This is a genomic window from Mesorhizobium sp. B2-3-10, assembly GCF_006442275.1.
Lineage (GTDB): Bacteria > Pseudomonadota > Alphaproteobacteria > Rhizobiales > Rhizobiaceae > Mesorhizobium > Mesorhizobium australicum.
The window spans coordinates 333982-349911 of sequence record NZ_VFVT01000001.1 but is presented as its reverse complement, the minus strand read 5'-3'; the positions used below and the strand labels follow the sequence as shown (position 1 = coordinate 349911).

Annotated in this window: 15 protein-coding genes; 11 read left to right on the top strand and 4 right to left on the bottom strand. The window is 65.8% G+C overall.

Annotation, left to right across the window (positions count from 1 at the left end):
• Nucleotides 1–14 precede the first annotated feature (14 nt).
• Nucleotides 15–323: a UBP-type zinc finger domain-containing protein gene (locus tag FJ943_RS01755; protein ID WP_140619828.1), complete on the top strand. Its 309-nt coding sequence runs from the start codon at nucleotides 15–17 to the stop codon at nucleotides 321–323.
• 38 nt (nucleotides 324–361) lie between these two features.
• Here FJ943_RS01755 and FJ943_RS01750 read toward each other — a convergent pair whose 3' ends face one another.
• Both FJ943_RS01750 and FJ943_RS01745 read right to left on the bottom strand, forming a co-directional pair.
• Nucleotides 362–538, bottom strand: coding sequence for a hypothetical protein (locus FJ943_RS01750; RefSeq protein ID WP_023772044.1), 177 nt, complete (start codon nucleotides 536–538; stop codon nucleotides 362–364).
• A gap of 98 nt (nucleotides 539–636) precedes the next feature.
• A complete protein-coding gene (locus tag FJ943_RS01745) occupies nucleotides 637–2640 on the bottom strand; it encodes a BTAD domain-containing putative transcriptional regulator (protein WP_181174473.1) in 2004 nt (667 codons plus the stop codon).
• Nucleotides 2641–2837: 197 nt separating this feature from the next.
• Here FJ943_RS01745 and cysK point away from each other — a divergent pair, with 197 nt between their 5' ends.
• From cysK to FJ943_RS01730, 3 genes are read left to right on the top strand one after another with little or no spacing between them, the layout of a single operon-like run.
• Entirely contained in the window at nucleotides 2838–3926 is a 1089-nt protein-coding gene (gene cysK, locus FJ943_RS01740; protein ID WP_140719470.1) for a cysteine synthase A, read from the top strand.
• A 12-nt stretch (nucleotides 3927–3938) separates the two neighbouring features.
• Nucleotides 3939–5426, top strand: a complete 1488-nt coding sequence (locus FJ943_RS01735) for an aspartate aminotransferase family protein (protein WP_140719468.1) — start codon at nucleotides 3939–3941, stop codon at nucleotides 5424–5426.
• Between the two features lie 49 nt (nucleotides 5427–5475).
• A complete protein-coding gene (locus tag FJ943_RS01730) occupies nucleotides 5476–5832 on the top strand; it encodes a hypothetical protein (RefSeq protein ID WP_015314700.1) in 357 nt (118 codons plus the stop codon).
• Nucleotides 5833–5864: 32 nt separating this feature from the next.
• Here FJ943_RS01730 and FJ943_RS01725 read toward each other — a convergent pair whose 3' ends face one another.
• A complete protein-coding gene (locus FJ943_RS01725; RefSeq protein ID WP_140719466.1) occupies nucleotides 5865–7385 on the bottom strand; it encodes a winged helix-turn-helix domain-containing tetratricopeptide repeat protein in 1521 nt (506 codons plus the stop codon).
• A gap of 233 nt (nucleotides 7386–7618) precedes the next feature.
• Between FJ943_RS01725 and FJ943_RS01720 the strand changes: the two genes are divergently transcribed.
• The 6 genes from FJ943_RS01720 (at nucleotide 7619) to FJ943_RS01695 (ending at nucleotide 14094) form a co-directional block, all read left to right on the top strand.
• A complete protein-coding gene (locus FJ943_RS01720; RefSeq protein ID WP_140711969.1) occupies nucleotides 7619–7855 on the top strand; it encodes a DUF1127 domain-containing protein in 237 nt (78 codons plus the stop codon).
• Nucleotides 7856–7970: 115 nt separating this feature from the next.
• The gene (locus FJ943_RS01715; protein ID WP_140719464.1) at nucleotides 7971–8342 is read left to right on the top strand and encodes a hypothetical protein; all 372 of its coding nucleotides are present in this window, start codon (nucleotides 7971–7973) and stop codon (nucleotides 8340–8342) included.
• Between the two features lie 172 nt (nucleotides 8343–8514).
• Nucleotides 8515–9141 carry a CDGSH iron-sulfur domain-containing protein gene (locus tag FJ943_RS01710; RefSeq protein WP_140719462.1) on the top strand — a complete coding sequence of 209 codons (627 nt, stop codon included), beginning with the start codon at nucleotides 8515–8517 and terminating at the stop codon, nucleotides 9139–9141.
• A 123-nt stretch (nucleotides 9142–9264) separates the two neighbouring features.
• On the top strand, nucleotides 9265–11307 hold the full coding sequence (locus FJ943_RS01705; protein WP_140719460.1) for a hydantoinase/oxoprolinase family protein: 2043 nt from the start codon (nucleotides 9265–9267) through the stop codon (nucleotides 11305–11307).
• 136 nt (nucleotides 11308–11443) lie between these two features.
• Complete coding sequence (locus tag FJ943_RS01700; protein WP_140719459.1) at nucleotides 11444–13612, top strand: malate synthase G; 2169 nt, start codon at nucleotides 11444–11446, stop codon at nucleotides 13610–13612.
• A gap of 203 nt (nucleotides 13613–13815) precedes the next feature.
• A complete protein-coding gene (locus FJ943_RS01695; RefSeq protein WP_140719457.1) occupies nucleotides 13816–14094 on the top strand; it encodes a hypothetical protein in 279 nt (92 codons plus the stop codon).
• A 25-nt stretch (nucleotides 14095–14119) separates the two neighbouring features.
• Here FJ943_RS01695 and FJ943_RS01690 read toward each other — a convergent pair whose 3' ends face one another.
• Nucleotides 14120–15652: a YifB family Mg chelatase-like AAA ATPase gene (locus tag FJ943_RS01690; RefSeq protein WP_140719455.1), complete on the bottom strand. Its 1533-nt coding sequence runs from the start codon at nucleotides 15650–15652 to the stop codon at nucleotides 14120–14122.
• Nucleotides 15653–15764: 112 nt separating this feature from the next.
• On the opposite strand from FJ943_RS01690, the gene FJ943_RS30115 reads away from it, so the two are divergent.
• Nucleotides 15765–15896 (top strand): hypothetical protein, encoded by a 132-nt coding sequence (locus FJ943_RS30115; RefSeq protein WP_280739566.1) that lies wholly within the window; start codon nucleotides 15765–15767, stop codon nucleotides 15894–15896.
• The last annotated feature ends 34 nt before the right edge of the window (nucleotides 15897–15930 follow it).

The window sequence follows — 15930 nt, the reverse complement described above, 5'->3', positions numbered from 1 at the left end:
GTCGGGAGAGTGTGATGGCGGATGGATGTAAGCACGCCGCTGGGATCAAGGACGTAACGCCGAGCGCGCTCGGCTGCGAGGAGTGCCTGAAGAGCGGTTCGTGGTGGGTGCATCTGCGGCTCTGCCGCACCTGCGGCCATGTCGGCTGCTGCGACGACTCCCCAAACCGCCACGCCACCAAGCATTTTCACGCCACCAGCCATCCCGTCATAGAGGGCTACGACCCGCCGGAAGGCTGGGGCTGGTGTTATGTCGACGAGGTCTTTCTCGACCTCGGCGACCGCACGACCCCGCAGAACGGCCCGATCCCGCGCTTCTATTGAGTGCCTCGAAGAGCCGGGAAAAGCGGGTTCGGCCTGATTTATCGCACCGAGCCCGTAACAGTTCGGTCGACATCCGGAACGGACTTGCGATCGTTGCCGGCAAGGGCAGCGATGAGCAGCAGGCTGGCCACGACCGGAACGAACAGCACGGCGATGCGGGCCTGTACATGAAGGATGGCGCGCCATTCGCTGCGCTTGTCGGGGCTGTCGCTCATCATACTCACTTTGCCATGGCCCCCCCGCGAGGTCACATAGCCGTCAACGGTTAAACAACTCCTTCCGACTTCGTTAACGCAGGGTTCGAGCACGAAATTCAGCCGAGCCCGATCCGCCTGGCGCCTTGCCGGAACAACGCCTCGGCGTCCGGCTCGAAGCGGAACGTGGCGATGAAATCGTCGGCGCGGTAGTCCGGCAACGCCTTGCGAATGGCGGCGGCAAAGCCGCGCGCCTCTTCGAGCCGCCCCGCCAGCGCCAGGCAATGTGCTGCGATCGCCAGGATGATGGCGTGCGCGTTTGGCCGGGCGGCTGCCTTCAGCGCCCATCCGGCCGCCTCCTCGAACTGGCCGAGCCGGACATGCGCCATGGCCCGCGCCCCCAGCATGCCGAACAGCAGCGGATCGAAAGGGCTCAGATGGCGCGAATGATCGGAAGAGCCGATCGCCGCCCGCGGGTCGCCCGACTGCGAATGGACGAAGGACAGCGCATAGTGGCCGAGCGCGAAATTGGGGCTGAGCTTGACCGCCTGTTCCAGTTCACCGAGCGAGCCGTCCTGTTCGCCCCGCAGCCACAGCGCCCGCCCCATCGCCCAGTGCGCGGCCGGATTGTGGTCATCGACCAGCAAGCTCTGCCCGGCGCTCTCGAAGGCCAGCGCGCTTTCGCGATCGCGGTCGCCCCAGCGCTGGAAGGCGTTCTGCCAATGGGTGAAGGACAGGCCGGCATAGGCGCGGGCGAAGGTTGGATCGAGCCGCAGGGCGCTGGCAAAGAAGTGCCGCGCCGTTTCGTTCTCGGCCTGCGTGAAACGGTACATGTGCCAGAGGCCACGGTGGTAGGCCTCCCAGGCATTGAGCGAGTTGGGAGCGTTGAGCAGGGCGCGGTTGCGTTCGACCGTCTCGATTTCGGACGAGATCGACGACACGATGCTGTCGCCGATCTCGTCGAGCACGGTGAAGATATCGTCCGACCGCCGCTCGAAGGTTTCGGCCCAGACGATCCTGGCCGTGCGCACCTCGATCAGCTTGACGTTGACGACCAGCCTGCCGGTCAGGTTGCGCACCGCACCGGTGGCAACATAGTCGACATTCAGCCGGCGGCCCGCCTCCTCGGGCGCGATGGCTTCCTCGGCCAACGCAAACACCGACCCGCGCGCGATGACGAAGAAATCCCGCAGCTTGGCCAGCCGGGTGATGATGTCGTGTGTGAAACCGTCGGCCGGTCCGCCGCGCGCCTCTCCGGCAAACGGCATCACCGCCAGCGAAGCGTGGCTCGGCTCGGCGGTCTCGGCGACGGTCGGTCCGGCCACCGGCTGCGACACCATGGACAAGCCGGCCGGCCGCCGCTCGCGGATCGCTTGCCAGGCCGCGCGCAGCGGCGCGAAATCCAGCTCTTCCGACCCGAACAGCTGCTCGGCCGCCGCCAGATGTTGCTCGGCCGCGCCGACGGCGCCACGCCGCGCCAGACAGGCCAGCAGCGCCCGGTGCGCGCGCTCTTCGAACGGCGACAGTTCCAGCCATCTGTCGAGATGAGCGACCGCTTCGTCGCAATCCGCCGGCAGGGTTTCGACGAGTCTTTCCAGCACGGCCACGTGCCAGGCACCGAAGCGACGGCGTTGTGCCGTCAGCCAGCTGTTGAAAAGCGGGGTCCGCTCGAGCTCCAGGCCGTCAAGGAACTCGCCGGCGAACAATTTCGCCAGCGCCCGCAGGCGCTCGACACCAAGCGTTGCGATGCCTTCGAAGCCGGCGCGGCTGACCTCCAGCGCATCGACAGGGCAATCCTCGAGATCGAGCGCCACCGTATCGCCTTGTGTGACGACCCGACCCCGTTCCGGCCCGTCCAGAGCGGTGCGCAACTTACTCAGGTACCAGCGCAGCTCGCCACGCGGATCGTTGGGCAGATCCCACAAAAGCTCGCATAGGCGGGAGCGGCCGACGGGGTGCGGCGCCAGCGCCAGATAGCCCAACAGCGCCCGCAACTTGCGCGAGCCCGGCAGGGTGGCTGGCACTTGGTCGCGCGTGACCGCCAGCGTTCCGAGCAGGCGCACGGACGGGGCCGTTGCCCTGCCGTCCCGCCTCGCCTGTGCGGTTTCCACGTCCGTTTCCACGCCTGTTCCCACGTTGGCCTGTCAGCCCTTACTCTATCACAGACCCCACACGGCGCATCCGGTGCGATGCTTTCGCGCCCGATGCAGCGTTGCCGATGAGCGGCACGTCATATCGCGGCAAGGTGTCGAAACTTCGCCGCCCAGGCCGCCGGTTTGTAACCGGCCCGTGAAGATGAACAGGATCGAGGAGATCAACGATGTTGAACAAACAAAAAATCAGGAGCACCGCAGGGCGCGGCCGCCTGTTCGATAGCATCCTGGACACCGTCGGCGACACGCCGGTTGTGCGCATCAACAATCTCGCACCGGCGCATGCGACCATCTACGTCAAGGCCGAGTTCTTCAACCCGGGCGCCTCGGTGAAGGATCGGCTGGCGCTCAACATCATCGAAGAGGGCGAACGCAGCGGCGCGCTGAAGCCCGGCCAGGCCGTGGTCGAGGCGACCAGCGGCAACACCGGCATCGGGCTTGCCATGGTCTGCGCGCAGAAAGGCTATCCGTTGGTCGTCACCATGGCCGACAGCTTTTCCGTCGAGCGCCGCAAGCTGATGCGCATGCTGGGCGCCAAGGTGGTGCTGACGCCACGCGCCGAAAAAGGTTTTGGCATGTACAAGAAGGCGGTCGAACTGGCCGAGGCCAATGGCTGGTTCCTTGCCCGCCAGTTCGAGACGGCCGCCAATGCCGCCATCCACGAGTCGACGACCGCGCGCGAAATCATAAACGATTTCGCCGGCTCGCGGCTCGACTGCTTCGTCACCGGCTATGGCACCGGCGGCACGGTCGTCGGCGTGGCGCGGGTCTTGCGCCGCGAACGGCCCGATGTCCGCATCGTGCTCTCCGAGCCGGCCAATGCGCAACTGGTCGGCAGCGGCAAGGCGCAGCAGCGGGGGGCCGGCGGCGCCCCTGCCGCCAGCCACCCGGCCTTCGAGCCGCATCCCGTCCAGGGCTGGACGCCGGACTTCATCCCCAACGTGCTGCAGGAGGCGATCGACGCCAGCCTCTATGACGAGGTGATGCCGATCGCCGGGCCAGAAGGCATCAAATGGGCTCGGGCGCTGGCCCAGAAGGAAGGCATCTTCACCGGCATTTCCGGCGGCGCCACCTTCGCCGTGGCGCGTCAGGTCGCGGAGAAGGCGCCGCCCGGATCGGTGATCCTGTGCATGCTGCCCGACACGGGCGAGCGCTACATGTCGACACCGCTTTTCGACGGCATCGAGGTCGAGATGGACGCCGACGAAATGGCCCTGTCGCGCTCGACGCCCGGCTGCCAGTTTCCGGCGGCTTGACGGGAGGCTGTCATGGACATCGCGCAGGAAAGCCTCGGCATGGCGGCCGAGGAAACGCTTGACCCCGCCGACTGGGCCGATGTGCAGGCCTTCTCGCATCGAATCATCGACGATGCGGTAGACTACCTGCGTGAGGTGCGCGAGCGCCCCGTTTGGCGGGAGATGCCCGGCGAGGTGCGGGATCTTTTCACCGCACCCCTGCCGCGCTCGCCGGCACCGCTTGCCGTCGTCTATGGCGAGGTCTCCCGCACCGTGATGTCCTATCCGATGGGCAACATCCATCCACGGTTCTGGTCGTGGTATATGGGGTCCAGCAACTTCACCGGCGCGCTCGGCGATTTCCTCGCGGCGATCCAGGGCTCCAACCTCGGTGGCGGCAACCATGCCGCCGGACTGATGGACGGCCAGGTGGTGAACTGGTGCAAGCAGATGCTGGGCTTTCCAGACTCGGCCTCCGGCACGCTGGTCAGCGGCGGCTCGATGGCCAACATCATCGGGCTGACGGTGGCGCGCAACGTCAAGGCCGGCGTCGACGTGCGCGAGCACGGCGTTTCAGCCATCGAGAAGCCGCTGCGCTTCTATGGCTCGGACCAGATCCATTCCTGCCACCGCAAGGCGATGGAAGCGCTGGGCCTCGGCAATCGGGCGCTGCGCCGCATCCCGACAGATGCCGGGCTGCGGATCAATATCGACGCCTTGCGCGCGGCGATCGTCGAGGACCGGGCAGCCGGCTTCAAACCGGCCTGCGTCGTCGGCAATGCCGGCACGGTCAACACTGGGGCGATCGACGACCTGCGGGCGCTTGCCAAACTCGCTCACGAGGAAGACCTCTGGTTCCATGTCGATGGCTGCATCGGCGCGCTGATCGCCATCGCCCCGCAAAACGCCCACCGCGTCGCCGGCATCGAATGGGCCGATTCGGTCGCGCTCGATCCCCACAAATGGCTGCATTCGCCCTTCGAGGTCGGCTGTGCCCTGGTCAGGGATGCCGCCGCGCACCGCCGGACCTTCGCGGTGACGCCGGAATATCTGGAATCGACGCCGCGCGGCCTCGCTTCCGGCGAATGGCTGCACGATTATGGTCTGCAGACGTCGCGCGGCTTTCGCGCCTTGAAAGTATGGATGGCACTGAAGGAACATGGTGTCGAAAAATTCGGCCGCCTGATCGACCAGAACATCGCGCAGGTCTCCTATCTGTCCGGCCTGATCGAGGCCGAGCCTTCGCTGGAGCTGGCGGCAGTGCCGACCATCAACATCGTCTGCTTCCGCTATCAGCCCGGTTTGGCGGGCGAAGCGCTGAAGGCGCTCAACACCGAGATCATGCTGCGGCTGCAGGAGCAAGGCATCGCTGCACTCTCCGACACCACCGTGCATGGCGGGCACTGGCTGCGTGTGGCGATCACCAACCATCGCACCCGACGCGACGATCTCGATCTGCTGGTGCGTGAAGTGGTGAGGCTGGGACGTGAGATCACCGCGCAGGGCCACGTGTCTTCCTAGTTCCGGGCCGCCGTGCGAACCTGCCCGCGGTGATTCGGGGAGGTCGGCGGTGACGCTGTTTCGCATGCTTGCGCTGGCGGCACTGGTCCTGGCCAATTCGGCCGAGGCCGCCGACATGGCCTTTTTCGTCAAGAACCTGCGCAAGGAGGGGGTCGCGGTCGAGCTGTTCAGCCGCGATCGCGAGACCGTCTGGCCGGGCAACGACAAGGTGTTCCTTGTCGATCCGGGCTCGCAGAAATCAGTGCCGATCTCCTGCAATCAGGGCGAACGCATCTGCTATGGCGCCTGGGTCGATGGCAATGACAAGATTTCCGCCGGCGTCGGGCCAGACAACGACCAGCCTTGCGATACCTGCTGCTTCATCTGCGTGGAGCACACGACCGAAACCATCGACCTGGTGCCGTAGCGGCGCTTCGGTGCAGGAGCCACCCCGGCGCGTCAGTCGGGAAGGCCGGCCTTGCCAAAGCCATCGACGAAGTGCTCGCGCGTCGCGTCGTCGCGGAAGGGCTCCGTCCAGACCCAATGGCGGGTCGTGAAATGCGGGTTGCCGACGAGGAACAGTTCCACCTCCGTGCGCGCCTCCTCGAGCCGGCCAAGTTGCGCAAGGCTTGCCGCCAGGAAGCGGCGTGAGCTGGTGCGGTAGGTCTCGTCCCGGCGCAGCGTCTCGACGGCGCCTGCGTAGTCGCGCGCCGCATATTGCGCCTGGCCGAGCGTCAGGTAGTACCAGCTCGGTGGAAACGGGTTCAGCCGGAACGCCTTGCGGATTTGCTCCAGGGCCTCCTCGACCCGCCCTGCCAGGGTCGTTATGTCGGACAATGTCGCCCAGGCATCGGCCTCGTTCGGGTCGAGTTCGAATGCCCTGGCGAATTCGGCCTCCGACTCGGCGAACTCATGCTCATAGGCAAGCAAATTGCCGAGCACCCAGTGGCACCCGGCATCGTTGGGATCGATCGCGACCGCCTTGCGCGCCAGCTCCAGGGCAATGCGGCGGTTAGGGTCGATCGGCTCGCCCCAATGCACCCATCCCATCCAGTGATTCATGGCAAGCCAGCGATAGGCCTCGGCATAGTGGGGATCGAGCGCAACCGCGCGCGTCAGCATCAGATGCGCTTCCCGTGCGGTCTGCGGCGAATCATCGATCAGCTTGCGCGCCCGCACACACAGGTCGTAGGCGTCGAGATTGGTGGGCCGGTTGCGTGGCGGCGGTGCGCGCAGCCGGCCGAGCAATGCCTCCACGATCTTGGCGGTCACCTCGTCCTGGACGGCAAAGATATCGTCCAGGCCGCGGTCGAAGCGTTCCGCCCATAGATGGTCGCCGCTCGCCGCGTCGACCAGCTGCGCGTTGATGCGCACCCGCCCCGCATCGCGCCGCGCGCTGCCCTCCAGCAGATAACGAACGCCGAGTTCCCTGGCGATCGCGCGCACGTCCATTGCCTTTCCCTTGTAGGCAAAAGTCGAATTGCGCGCGATGACGAACAGGCCGGAGATCCTCGACAGGTCGGTGATCAGGTCTTCGGTCAAGCCGTCGCAGAAAGAGTCCTGCCCGGCATCGTTGCCGAAATTGACGAAGGGCAGCACCGCTATCGAAGGCTTGTCCGGCAGCGGCAAGGGTTTTGGCTTGGCGCCGGCGAGCTGTTCGACGGCCCCCGTGAAACGATAGCCGACGCGCGGAACGGTCGTGATCCATTCCCCGCCCCCTTCACCCACAATGCCAGGCGGGCCGAGCAGCTTGCGCAGCTGCGCGATCTGGACGGTGAGGTTGCCTTCCTCGACGGCCGTGCCAGGCCACGCCGCGTCCATCAGTTCGGCTTTTCCCAATATTTCGCCGGGCTTTGCGACGAGCGCCGCGAGCAGCTTCAGCCCCCGATAGCCGACGGCGACGGGATCGTCGTTCCGAAGCAGCGTTCCCGCGCCCGGATCAAGCACGAACGAACCAAAGGCGAAGCGCTCTCCCTGCATTGGCGCATCTATAGAGCAATTCCGGGAAAAGTGCGAAGCGGTTTTGCCGGGAACGCGTGGCTGGCCCTCCCCGAGAGAGGCGTCGAAACAAAGAGTTAGCGCAAGTTTGGAACTTTTGAGAACTATTTGGGAGGGCTTAATTACGGCGCCGCTCGTATCCTGCAGAATTCGATCTCTTTCCGGGTGAGTTGGTTCCCAACGGTGTGGGACCCTCAAACCCAATGGAGGTTGCCATGAACAATACAATCGCATCGGTCCAGCATCGGGCAGTGCGGCCGGGCGTGCCCGTCCAACGATCGTCGCATCCGCACTCCCTGCTAAGCATGGTGGCAAGCTGGCGCGAGCGGACACGCTTTCGCTGGGACCTCAAACGAATGTCCGAGGTCAGTCCGCATCTGATCGACGATATTGGCCTGACGCAATTGCAGGCCAAGGCTGAGATCGCCAAGCTGCCATTCTGGCAGCGCTAAGGCGAAATGCCGCGACGATCTGGAAACAATCGCCGGCATCATCCCTTTAGCGGCGGGCCGTGTCGTGCCATGATCCCCTATCGGCCGTGGGGGCCGATTCTACATCGGGGGTTCCATGTCTTTCACATCCGCGCGCCGGCTCGCCGCCGCGTTTTCGCTTGCTGTCCTGTTTGTACCAGCCGCCCAGGCCGGCGACGTCACCTTCGCTGTCAAGAACAGCCATCCCAATGCCATGCGTCTGGAACTCTATAGCCAGGACCGCGACTATGTCTGGCCCGGCAGTGGAAAGGATTTCTATCTCGACGACGGCGAGACCAAGCAGCTGCCGATTTCCTGCAACGAAGGCGAATCGATCTGCTACGGCGCCTGGGTCGATGGCGATGAGGGCACCTATTGGGGCGTCGGCCCCGGCAACAAGGAAAAATGCGAGGATTGCTGCTACACCTGCAGCGGCGGCGAGACCGAGGAGATCGATCTGGTCCCCTGACCGGTTTGCCAGCTTGACGGTTTTCCTGTTCGAGCCATAGCTTGGCCATGCATGCCGCCCAAAACCGGTTCCGGTTTCGGCGCGACGACATGCGTCGAAACAAGACCATACCAAGGGCACGCCGCGCCTGTGCATTCAGGCGCGGCGTACTCCAGGCAACAGGAGCACCGCGATGGCCGGCACGGTCGAAGGCGAAAAAATCGACGTCGGGTTTTCCGGCAAGCGCTGCATCCATTCGCGCAATTGCGTGCTCGGCGACCCGCATGTCTTCGTGCCCAACGCGCCGGGCCAATGGATCCATCCCGAGGCGGCCAGCGTCGAGAAGATCGTCGCGCTGGCCGAGAACTGCCCCTCGGGCGCCATCACCTATGCGCGCAAGGATGGCGGCCCGCGGGAAAAGCCGCCCGTGGTCAACACCGTGCGGCTGCGCGAAAACGGCCCGCTGGCGGTGCATGCCGAGATCGTGCTCGGCGCCGAGACGTTTTTCCGCGCCACGCTTTGCCGCTGCGGCGCCTCGCAGAACAAGCCGTTCTGCGACAACAGCCATATCAAGGCGGGCTTTGCCGCCACCGGAGAACCGGCGCTGAAGGACGCGCCGTCGCTGGAGGTCCGCGACGGCCCGCTGCAGGCGACGCCGACCACGAACGGCCCGCTCAAGCTCGAAGGCAATGTCGAGATCGTCACCGGCACCGGCCACACGATCGACCGCACCACAAAGGTCTTCCTGTGCCGCTGCGGCCACTCGGCCAACAAGCCGTTCTGCGATGGCAGCCACAAGAAGGTTGGGTTTGTGGGATAGATGGGTAGCCGATCTCCCCACGAGGGGGGAGATCGCTTGTGGCCTATCTCTCCCGGCTTTATCCGCAAGCCGGTATCGGCTAAGGGCAGGCAACCAAACAATCTGCCCGGACTTTCGCCCAAAATGACCGCCAAGACCAAGTCTGCCCCTCTCTTCCTCGGCATCGACACCGGCGGCACCTACACCGATGCCGTGTTGTGGTCCGAGACCGAGGGTCCGCGGGAGGGGCCGAACAAGGGCAAGGTGCTGGCCAAGGCCAAGGCGCTGACCACGCGGCATGATCTGGCCGTCGGCATTTCGGGCGCCGTCGATGCTGTGCTGGAAAAGGCGGGCACCAATCCGGCCGATATCAAACTGGTCTCGATGTCGACGACGCTCGCCACCAATGCGCTGGTCGAGGGCCAGGGCGGCCGCGTGGCTCTGGTCATGATCGGCTTTTCCGAGGCCGATCTTGCCCGCGACGGGCTGAAGACCGCGCTCGGCACCGACCCGGTGGTGTTTTGCGCGGGCGGCCATGATGTGCATGGCAATGCCGCCAAGCTCGACCTGTCCGGGCTGGAGGCGATGCTGCCGGAACTCGGCGTGTCGGTGTCCGGCTTTGCCGTCTGTGCCTATTTCGCCACCCGCAATCCGGCGCACGAGATCGCCGCCCGCGAGCTGATCCGCGACAGGACCGGCCTCCCGGTTACGGCGAGCCATGAGCTGTCGGCCAAGCTCGGCGGTCCGCGCCGGGCGCTCACCACGCTGCTCAATGCAAGGCTGATCTCGATGATCGATCGGCTGGTGGCGGCGACCGAGGGGTTCCTTCAGGCCCGCAACATCGCCGCTCCGTTGATGGTGGTGCGCGGCGATGGCGCGCTGGTTTCGGCGGCGTTTGCCCGCCAGCGGCCGATCGAGACGATCCTCTCCGGCCCCGCCGCCAGCCTGGTCGGCGCCCGCCACATGACCGGGCTCGACAACGCCGTGGTCTCCGACATTGGCGGCACCACCACCGACGTGGCGGTCCTCGATGGCGGCCGGCCGCGGCTCGATCCGGAAGGCGCCACCGTCGGTGGTTTCCGCACCATGGTCGAGGCGGTCGCGATGCGCACTTTCGGCCTCGGCGGCGATTCCGAAGTGATGCTGGAGGATGGCGCGCTCAATCCGAAAATCCTGCTCGGGCCGCGCCGCCTGGTGCCGCTGGCGCTGTCCGGCATGGCGCATGGCGAGGCGGTGACCGCGGAACTCGAACGCCAGTTGCGCGCGCCCAACACAGGCCGCATGGACGGCCGCTTCGCGGTCCGCACCGGCGTGCCGGACAGGCTCGCCGCGGGGCTGACCGCCCCCGAGGCAAAGCTCTACGAAGCGATCGGCGCGACGCCGCTTGCCCTCGACAGGCTGCTGACCTCGAATGCCCAGAATGCCACGCTGAACCGGCTGGTCTCGCGCGGGCTGGTGCATATCTCGGGCTTCACCCCGTCGGACGCCGCGCACGTGCTTGGCAAACAGGCGAACTGGGATGCCGCCGCCGCCCGCCTTGGCGCCGAACTGTTCGCCCGCAGGCGCGATGGCCGTGGCCAGGCCATCGCGGCCTCGCCGGAAGTGATCTCCGAACGGGTGCTCTTGACCCTGACGCGCTGGTCGGCCGAATACATCCTGGAGACAGCCTTTGCCGAGGACGGGCTCGACGGCGCGGCGACGGTGGCGCATGCGCTGGTGCAGCGCGCCGTCAATGCCCACCCCGGCATCGCCCGCCTCAGCGTCGCGCTCGACCGGCCGGTCATCGGGCTCGGCGCTTCGGCGCCGCTGCACTATGCCGGCCTGGCGCCCTTGGTCGGCAATGACTGCGTCGTGCCCCGGGATACCGACGTCGCCAACGCGCTCGGCGCCGTCGTCGGCCAGGTCAGGGTTTCGGCGGAGGCCCGCGTCAGCCAGCCCAAGGAAGGCCTGTTCCGGCTTGCCTCGGGTGAGATGGTGCGCGATTTCCTCGACGAGGCGGCGGCGATCGCGGCCGCCGAGGCCGATGTCCGGGCAATTGTCGCCCAGCGGGCTCTCGATGCCGGTACCGACAGCGCCGAGATCGATGTGGCGACGGAGTTCCGGGTCTCGACTGTCGAAGCGCAGCGCATGTTCATCGAAGCGCATATCGTGGCGGTGGCCTCGGGCAGGCCGAGGATCGCGGTTTGAGGAAGAAGAGCCATCTCCGCCCTCCTCGGGGAGATTGGCCAACCGCCCAAAATGCCCCACCTACACCCTAAGCTGAATTGACCCTGCACCCCTGACATGCCAAACGCCCGCAAAGCCTTTCATCTGGAGTAGCCTGATGACCGATCGCATCGAGATCGCCGGATTGCGCATTGCCCGCGAGCTGCATGACTTCGTCGTCGACCAAGCTTTGCCCGGCCTCGGCATCGAAGCGGCGCGTTTCTGGGACGGGTTCGCGGTCATCGTCCATGATCTGGCGCCCAGGAACCGGGCGCTGCTGGCAAAACGCGATGCCATGCAGGAAAAGCTCGATGGCTGGTATCGCGACAATGGCGCGCCCATCGACATGGACGCTTACAAGGCGTTCCTGAAGGAGATCGGTTATCTCGTGCCGGAAGGGCCGGCCTTCAGCGTCTCGACCGACAATGTCGACCCGGAAATCGCGGTCGTGGCCGGACCGCAGCTGGTGGTGCCGGTGATGAACGCGCGCTACGCGCTCAACGCCGCCAATGCACGCTGGGGCTCGCTCTATGACGCGCTCTATGGCACCGACGCCATCCCCGAAACGGATGGCGCTGAGAAGGGCAAGGGCTTCAACCCGGCGCGCGGCGCCAAGGTCATCGCCTGGGCCAAGGATTTTCTCGACCAGTCGGTGCCGCTCACCTCTGGCAAATGGGCGGGGGTCAACGGCCTGTCGGTCGCCAACGCCGCCCTGAAGCTCAGCGCCGGCGCCGGCTCGACGACGCTGGCCGATCCCAGGCAATTCGTCGGCTATCGCGGCGACGCCGCCAATCCGCAAGCCGTGCTCCTGGTGAAAAACGGGCTGCATGTCGAGATCGTCATCGACCGCGACAACCAGATCGGCCGCACCGATCCGGCTGGCATTGCCGACGTCATCCTGGAATCGGCGCTGACCACCATCCAGGACTGCGAGGATTCGGTCGCGGCCGTGGATGCCGAGGACAAGGTCGTCGTCTACCGCAATTGGCTCGGCCTGATGAAGGGCGACCTCGCCGAAGAAATCAGCAAGGGCGGCAAGAGTTTCGTCCGCAAGCTCAACCCCGACCGCGCCTACATCGCCCCTGCCGGCGGCACGGTGACCGTGCCTGGCCGCTCGTTGATGCTGGTGCGCAATGTCGGCCACCTGATGACCAATCCGGCCATCCTGGACCGCGACGGCAACGAGGTGCCGGAAGGCATCATGGACGCGGCGATGACGGCCCTGATCGCGCTGCACGATGTCGGGCCGAAGGGACGGCGGATGAACTCTCGCGCCGGCTCGATGTATGTCGTGAAACCCAAGATGCATGGCCCGGAGGAAGTCGCCTTCGCCGTCGAGATGTTCGATCGTGTCGAAGCCCTGCTCGGCATGGCCCGGAACACCATCAAGATGGGCATCATGGACGAGGAGCGGCGCACCACAATCAACCTCAAGGAAGCGATCCGCGCCGCGAGGGAGCGCGTGGTGTTCATCAACACCGGCTTCCTCGACCGCACCGGCGACGAGATCCACACCTCGATGGAAGCCGGCCCGATGATCCGCAAGGGTGACATGAAGCAGGCCGCCTGGATTTCCGCCTATGAGGCCTGGAACGTCGACACGGGCTTGGAATGCGGGCTCGCCGGCCACGCCCAGATCGGCAAGGGCATGTGGGCGATGCCCGACTTGATGGCCGCGATGCTGGCCGAGAAGATCGCCCACCCCAAGGCCGGCGCCAACACCGCCTGGGTGCCGTCGCCAACGGCGGCGACGCTGCACGCCACGCACTATCACAAGGTCGATGTCCATGCGGTCCAGGCGGCGCTGAAGAGCCGGCCCAAGGCCAAGCTCGACGACATATTGTCGGTGCCGGTGGCCGTGCGGCCGAACTGGACGCCCGACGAGATCCAGCGCGAACTCGACAACAATGCCCAAGGCATTCTGGGCTATGTCGTGCGCTGGATCGACCAGGGCGTCGGCTGCTCCAAGGTTCCCGACATCAACGATGTCGGCCTGATGGAAGACCGCGCCACGCTGCGCATCTCCTCGCAGCACATTGCCAACTGGCTGCGCCACAAGGTCTGCTCGGAAATCCAGGTGATGGATTCCTTGCGGCGCATGGCGGCAATTGTCGATCTGCAAAATGTCGGCGACCCGCTCTACCAGCCGATGGCCGCCGACTTCGACGCTTCCATCGCCTTCCAGGCCGCCTGCGACCTGGTGTTCAAGGGAACAAGCCAGCCCAACGGCTACACCGAGCCTGTGCTGCACAAGCGGCGGCTGGAGTTGAAGGCCCATCAAGGATAAGGGCGATGTCGCGCTGAAAGGGCTTGGAGCGACTGGATGTCGTCGGTCCGCGTAGTCGGCGATCGGCTGGACGATCGAGCGGCAAAGACGGCGGCGTCAGCCCCAGCGGCAATGTCGTGCCGAAGGCGGCAGGCTCTTATGGCTGGATACGGTTCCTTTGCTTTTTTCGGTTAGTGCTGGCTGGAAGGCTCCGGAGCATTGGCATGGCCAACACGATGGCGATCGAAAAGAAACTGTTGAATTCCGTCCATGACCGGGCGGTTTTCCAGCGCCGTGTGCGCATCCTGTCCGACCGGCTGGCCGACGAACTGGGCCCGGCCGGCACCGTTCTTGATCTTGGCTGCGGCGACGGCTCCATCGCCAAGGCGATCATGGAAAAAAGCATCACACCCCGCACCTGGCGTGAGAAGCTGTCGCTCTATCCGTTCCCGGCCAGCGTGTTTTTCGACCGTCGCCTGCATTTCATCGGGACTTTGCGATAGGTAACCGGAGCTGCGCGACACGCGGCTACGCCGCCTGCGCCATGCGCTCCGAACTCATGCGATAGGAAATCGCTTCGGCCAGATGGATGCGGCCGACACATTCGCTGGCGTCGAGGTCGGCGAGCGTGCGCGCCACTTTGAGCACCCGGTGGTAGGCCCGCGCCGAAAAGGCGAGTTTTTCGCTGGTATCCTTGAGCAGCGACAGGCCTGCGGCGTCGGGCATGGCGATCGTCTCGATGACGGCTGGAGAACAATGCGCGTTGGTGGTGGCGCTGTTGACGCCGAGCCGCTCGAAACGCTCGCGCTGGATGGTGCGGGCACGCGCCACGCGCAACGCCACGTCGGCGCTCTTTTCCGCTCGATCCGGCCGGATCAGGTCGCTGGCCGAGACCGCCGGCACTTCGATCCTGAGATCGATGCGGTCGAGCAGCGGACCTGAAATGCGCGCCTGGTAATCGGTGCGGCAACGATCGCCGCGCAGGCAGCGATAACCCGGTTCGCCGGCCATGCCGCAGCGGCACGGGTTCATCGCCGCCACCAGCTGGATGCGAGCCGGATAGGTGACGCGATGGTTGGCCCGTGCGATCATGCAGTCGCCGGTTTCAAGCGGCTGGCGCAGCGCATCGAGCGTCTGCGGCGTGAATTCGGGGAACTCGTCGAGGAACAGCACGCCGTGATGGGCGAGCGAGACTTCGCCTGGCCGCGCGCGCAGGCCGCCGCCCACCATCGCCGCCATCGAGGCCGAATGGTGCGGGGCGCGGAATGGCCGCCGGTCGGTCAGCTTGCCTTCGCCGAGCTCGCCGGCCACCGAGGCGATCATCGAGACTTCGAGCAGTTCCTTCGGCGCCAGTGGCGGCAGGATCGACGGCAGGCGCTGCGCCAGCATCGATTTGCCTGAGCCTGGCGGACCGATCATGAGCAGATTGTGTCCGCCGGCGGCCGCCACTTCCAGCGCCCGCTTCGCCGTCTCCTGGCCCTTGATGTCGGCAAGGTCGGGCAGGTCGCGCGCCGCCGCGCGGATGCCGGCCTCCGGGCGCGACAGCACCTGTGTGCCGCGGAAATGATTGGCGATCGCAATCAGGCTGCGGGGCGCGAGAATGTCGAATTCCCGCCCTGCCCAGGCCGCTTCCGGCCCGCAAGCGAAGGGACAGATCAGCCCTTTGCCTTCGGCATTGGCGCCGATCGCCGCCGGCAAGGCACCGGCAACGGCGGTGATCGTACCGTCGAGCGACAGCTCGCCCAGCACGACATAGCCAGCCAGCATGTCGCCCGGAATGGCGCCAAGGGCTGCCATCAAGCCAAGCGCGATCGGCAGATCGTAGTGGCTGCCTTCCTTCGGCAGATCGGCGGGCGCCAGGTTGACGGTCACCTTCTTCGACGGCATCGACAGGCCCGACGCATGCAAGGCCGCCTGCACCCGCTCGCGGCTTTCCGCCACCGCTTTGTCTGGCAGGCCGACGATATGCATGTTGACCTTGCCGGGCGCGATCATCACCTGCACGTCGACCGGCACTGCCTCGATGCCCTGGAAAGCAACCGTACGAACCCGCGCCACCATTGTCTGCCCCCGCTGCCGGCTCGCCCTTGCCCCTTAACGGGCCGCGAGCGACGTCAACGCAAGACAACCACAGATTTCAGCCCAGGGCAAGAACATTACAGGAACAAGTGAGGTGAGCGCATGGAGCGGCTACTGGCCGGTGCATTCCGAAAGCCGCCGCAACACGCCTAAGATCAAGCTGTTCCGGGATTGGGTCCTGGCCCAGACGGCTGACCTCAGGGAGCGCGAACAGCGCCGGCTTTGAGGCGCCACCCTTGATCAAATCGGGAACATTGGCG

Bases quoted from the DNA above. Each gene is read 5' to 3' on its own strand.
- FJ943_RS01690 (WP_140719455.1), bottom strand. From the start codon at position 15,652: ATGGTGGCGCGGGTTCGTACGGTTGCTTTCCAGGGCATCGAGGCAGTG.
- FJ943_RS01700 (WP_140719459.1), top strand. From the start codon at position 11,444: ATGACCGATCGCATCGAGATCGCCGGATTGCGCATTGCCCGCGAGCTG.
- cysK (WP_140719470.1), top strand. From the start codon at position 2,838: ATGTTGAACAAACAAAAAATCAGGAGCACCGCAGGGCGCGGCCGCCTG.
- FJ943_RS01725 (WP_140719466.1), bottom strand. From the start codon at position 7,385: ATGCAGGGAGAGCGCTTCGCCTTTGGTTCGTTCGTGCTTGATCCGGGC.
- FJ943_RS01710 (WP_140719462.1), top strand. From the start codon at position 8,515: ATGGCCGGCACGGTCGAAGGCGAAAAAATCGACGTCGGGTTTTCCGGC.
- FJ943_RS01695 (WP_140719457.1), top strand. From the start codon at position 13,816: ATGGCCAACACGATGGCGATCGAAAAGAAACTGTTGAATTCCGTCCAT.
- FJ943_RS01755 (WP_140619828.1), top strand. From the start codon at position 15: ATGGCGGATGGATGTAAGCACGCCGCTGGGATCAAGGACGTAACGCCG.
- FJ943_RS01720 (WP_140711969.1), top strand. From the start codon at position 7,619: ATGAACAATACAATCGCATCGGTCCAGCATCGGGCAGTGCGGCCGGGC.
- FJ943_RS01705 (WP_140719460.1), top strand. From the start codon at position 9,265: ATGACCGCCAAGACCAAGTCTGCCCCTCTCTTCCTCGGCATCGACACC.
- FJ943_RS01750 (WP_023772044.1), bottom strand. From the start codon at position 538: ATGAGCGACAGCCCCGACAAGCGCAGCGAATGGCGCGCCATCCTTCAT.
- FJ943_RS01735 (WP_140719468.1), top strand. From the start codon at position 3,939: ATGGACATCGCGCAGGAAAGCCTCGGCATGGCGGCCGAGGAAACGCTT.
- FJ943_RS01715 (WP_140719464.1), top strand. From the start codon at position 7,971: ATGTCTTTCACATCCGCGCGCCGGCTCGCCGCCGCGTTTTCGCTTGCT.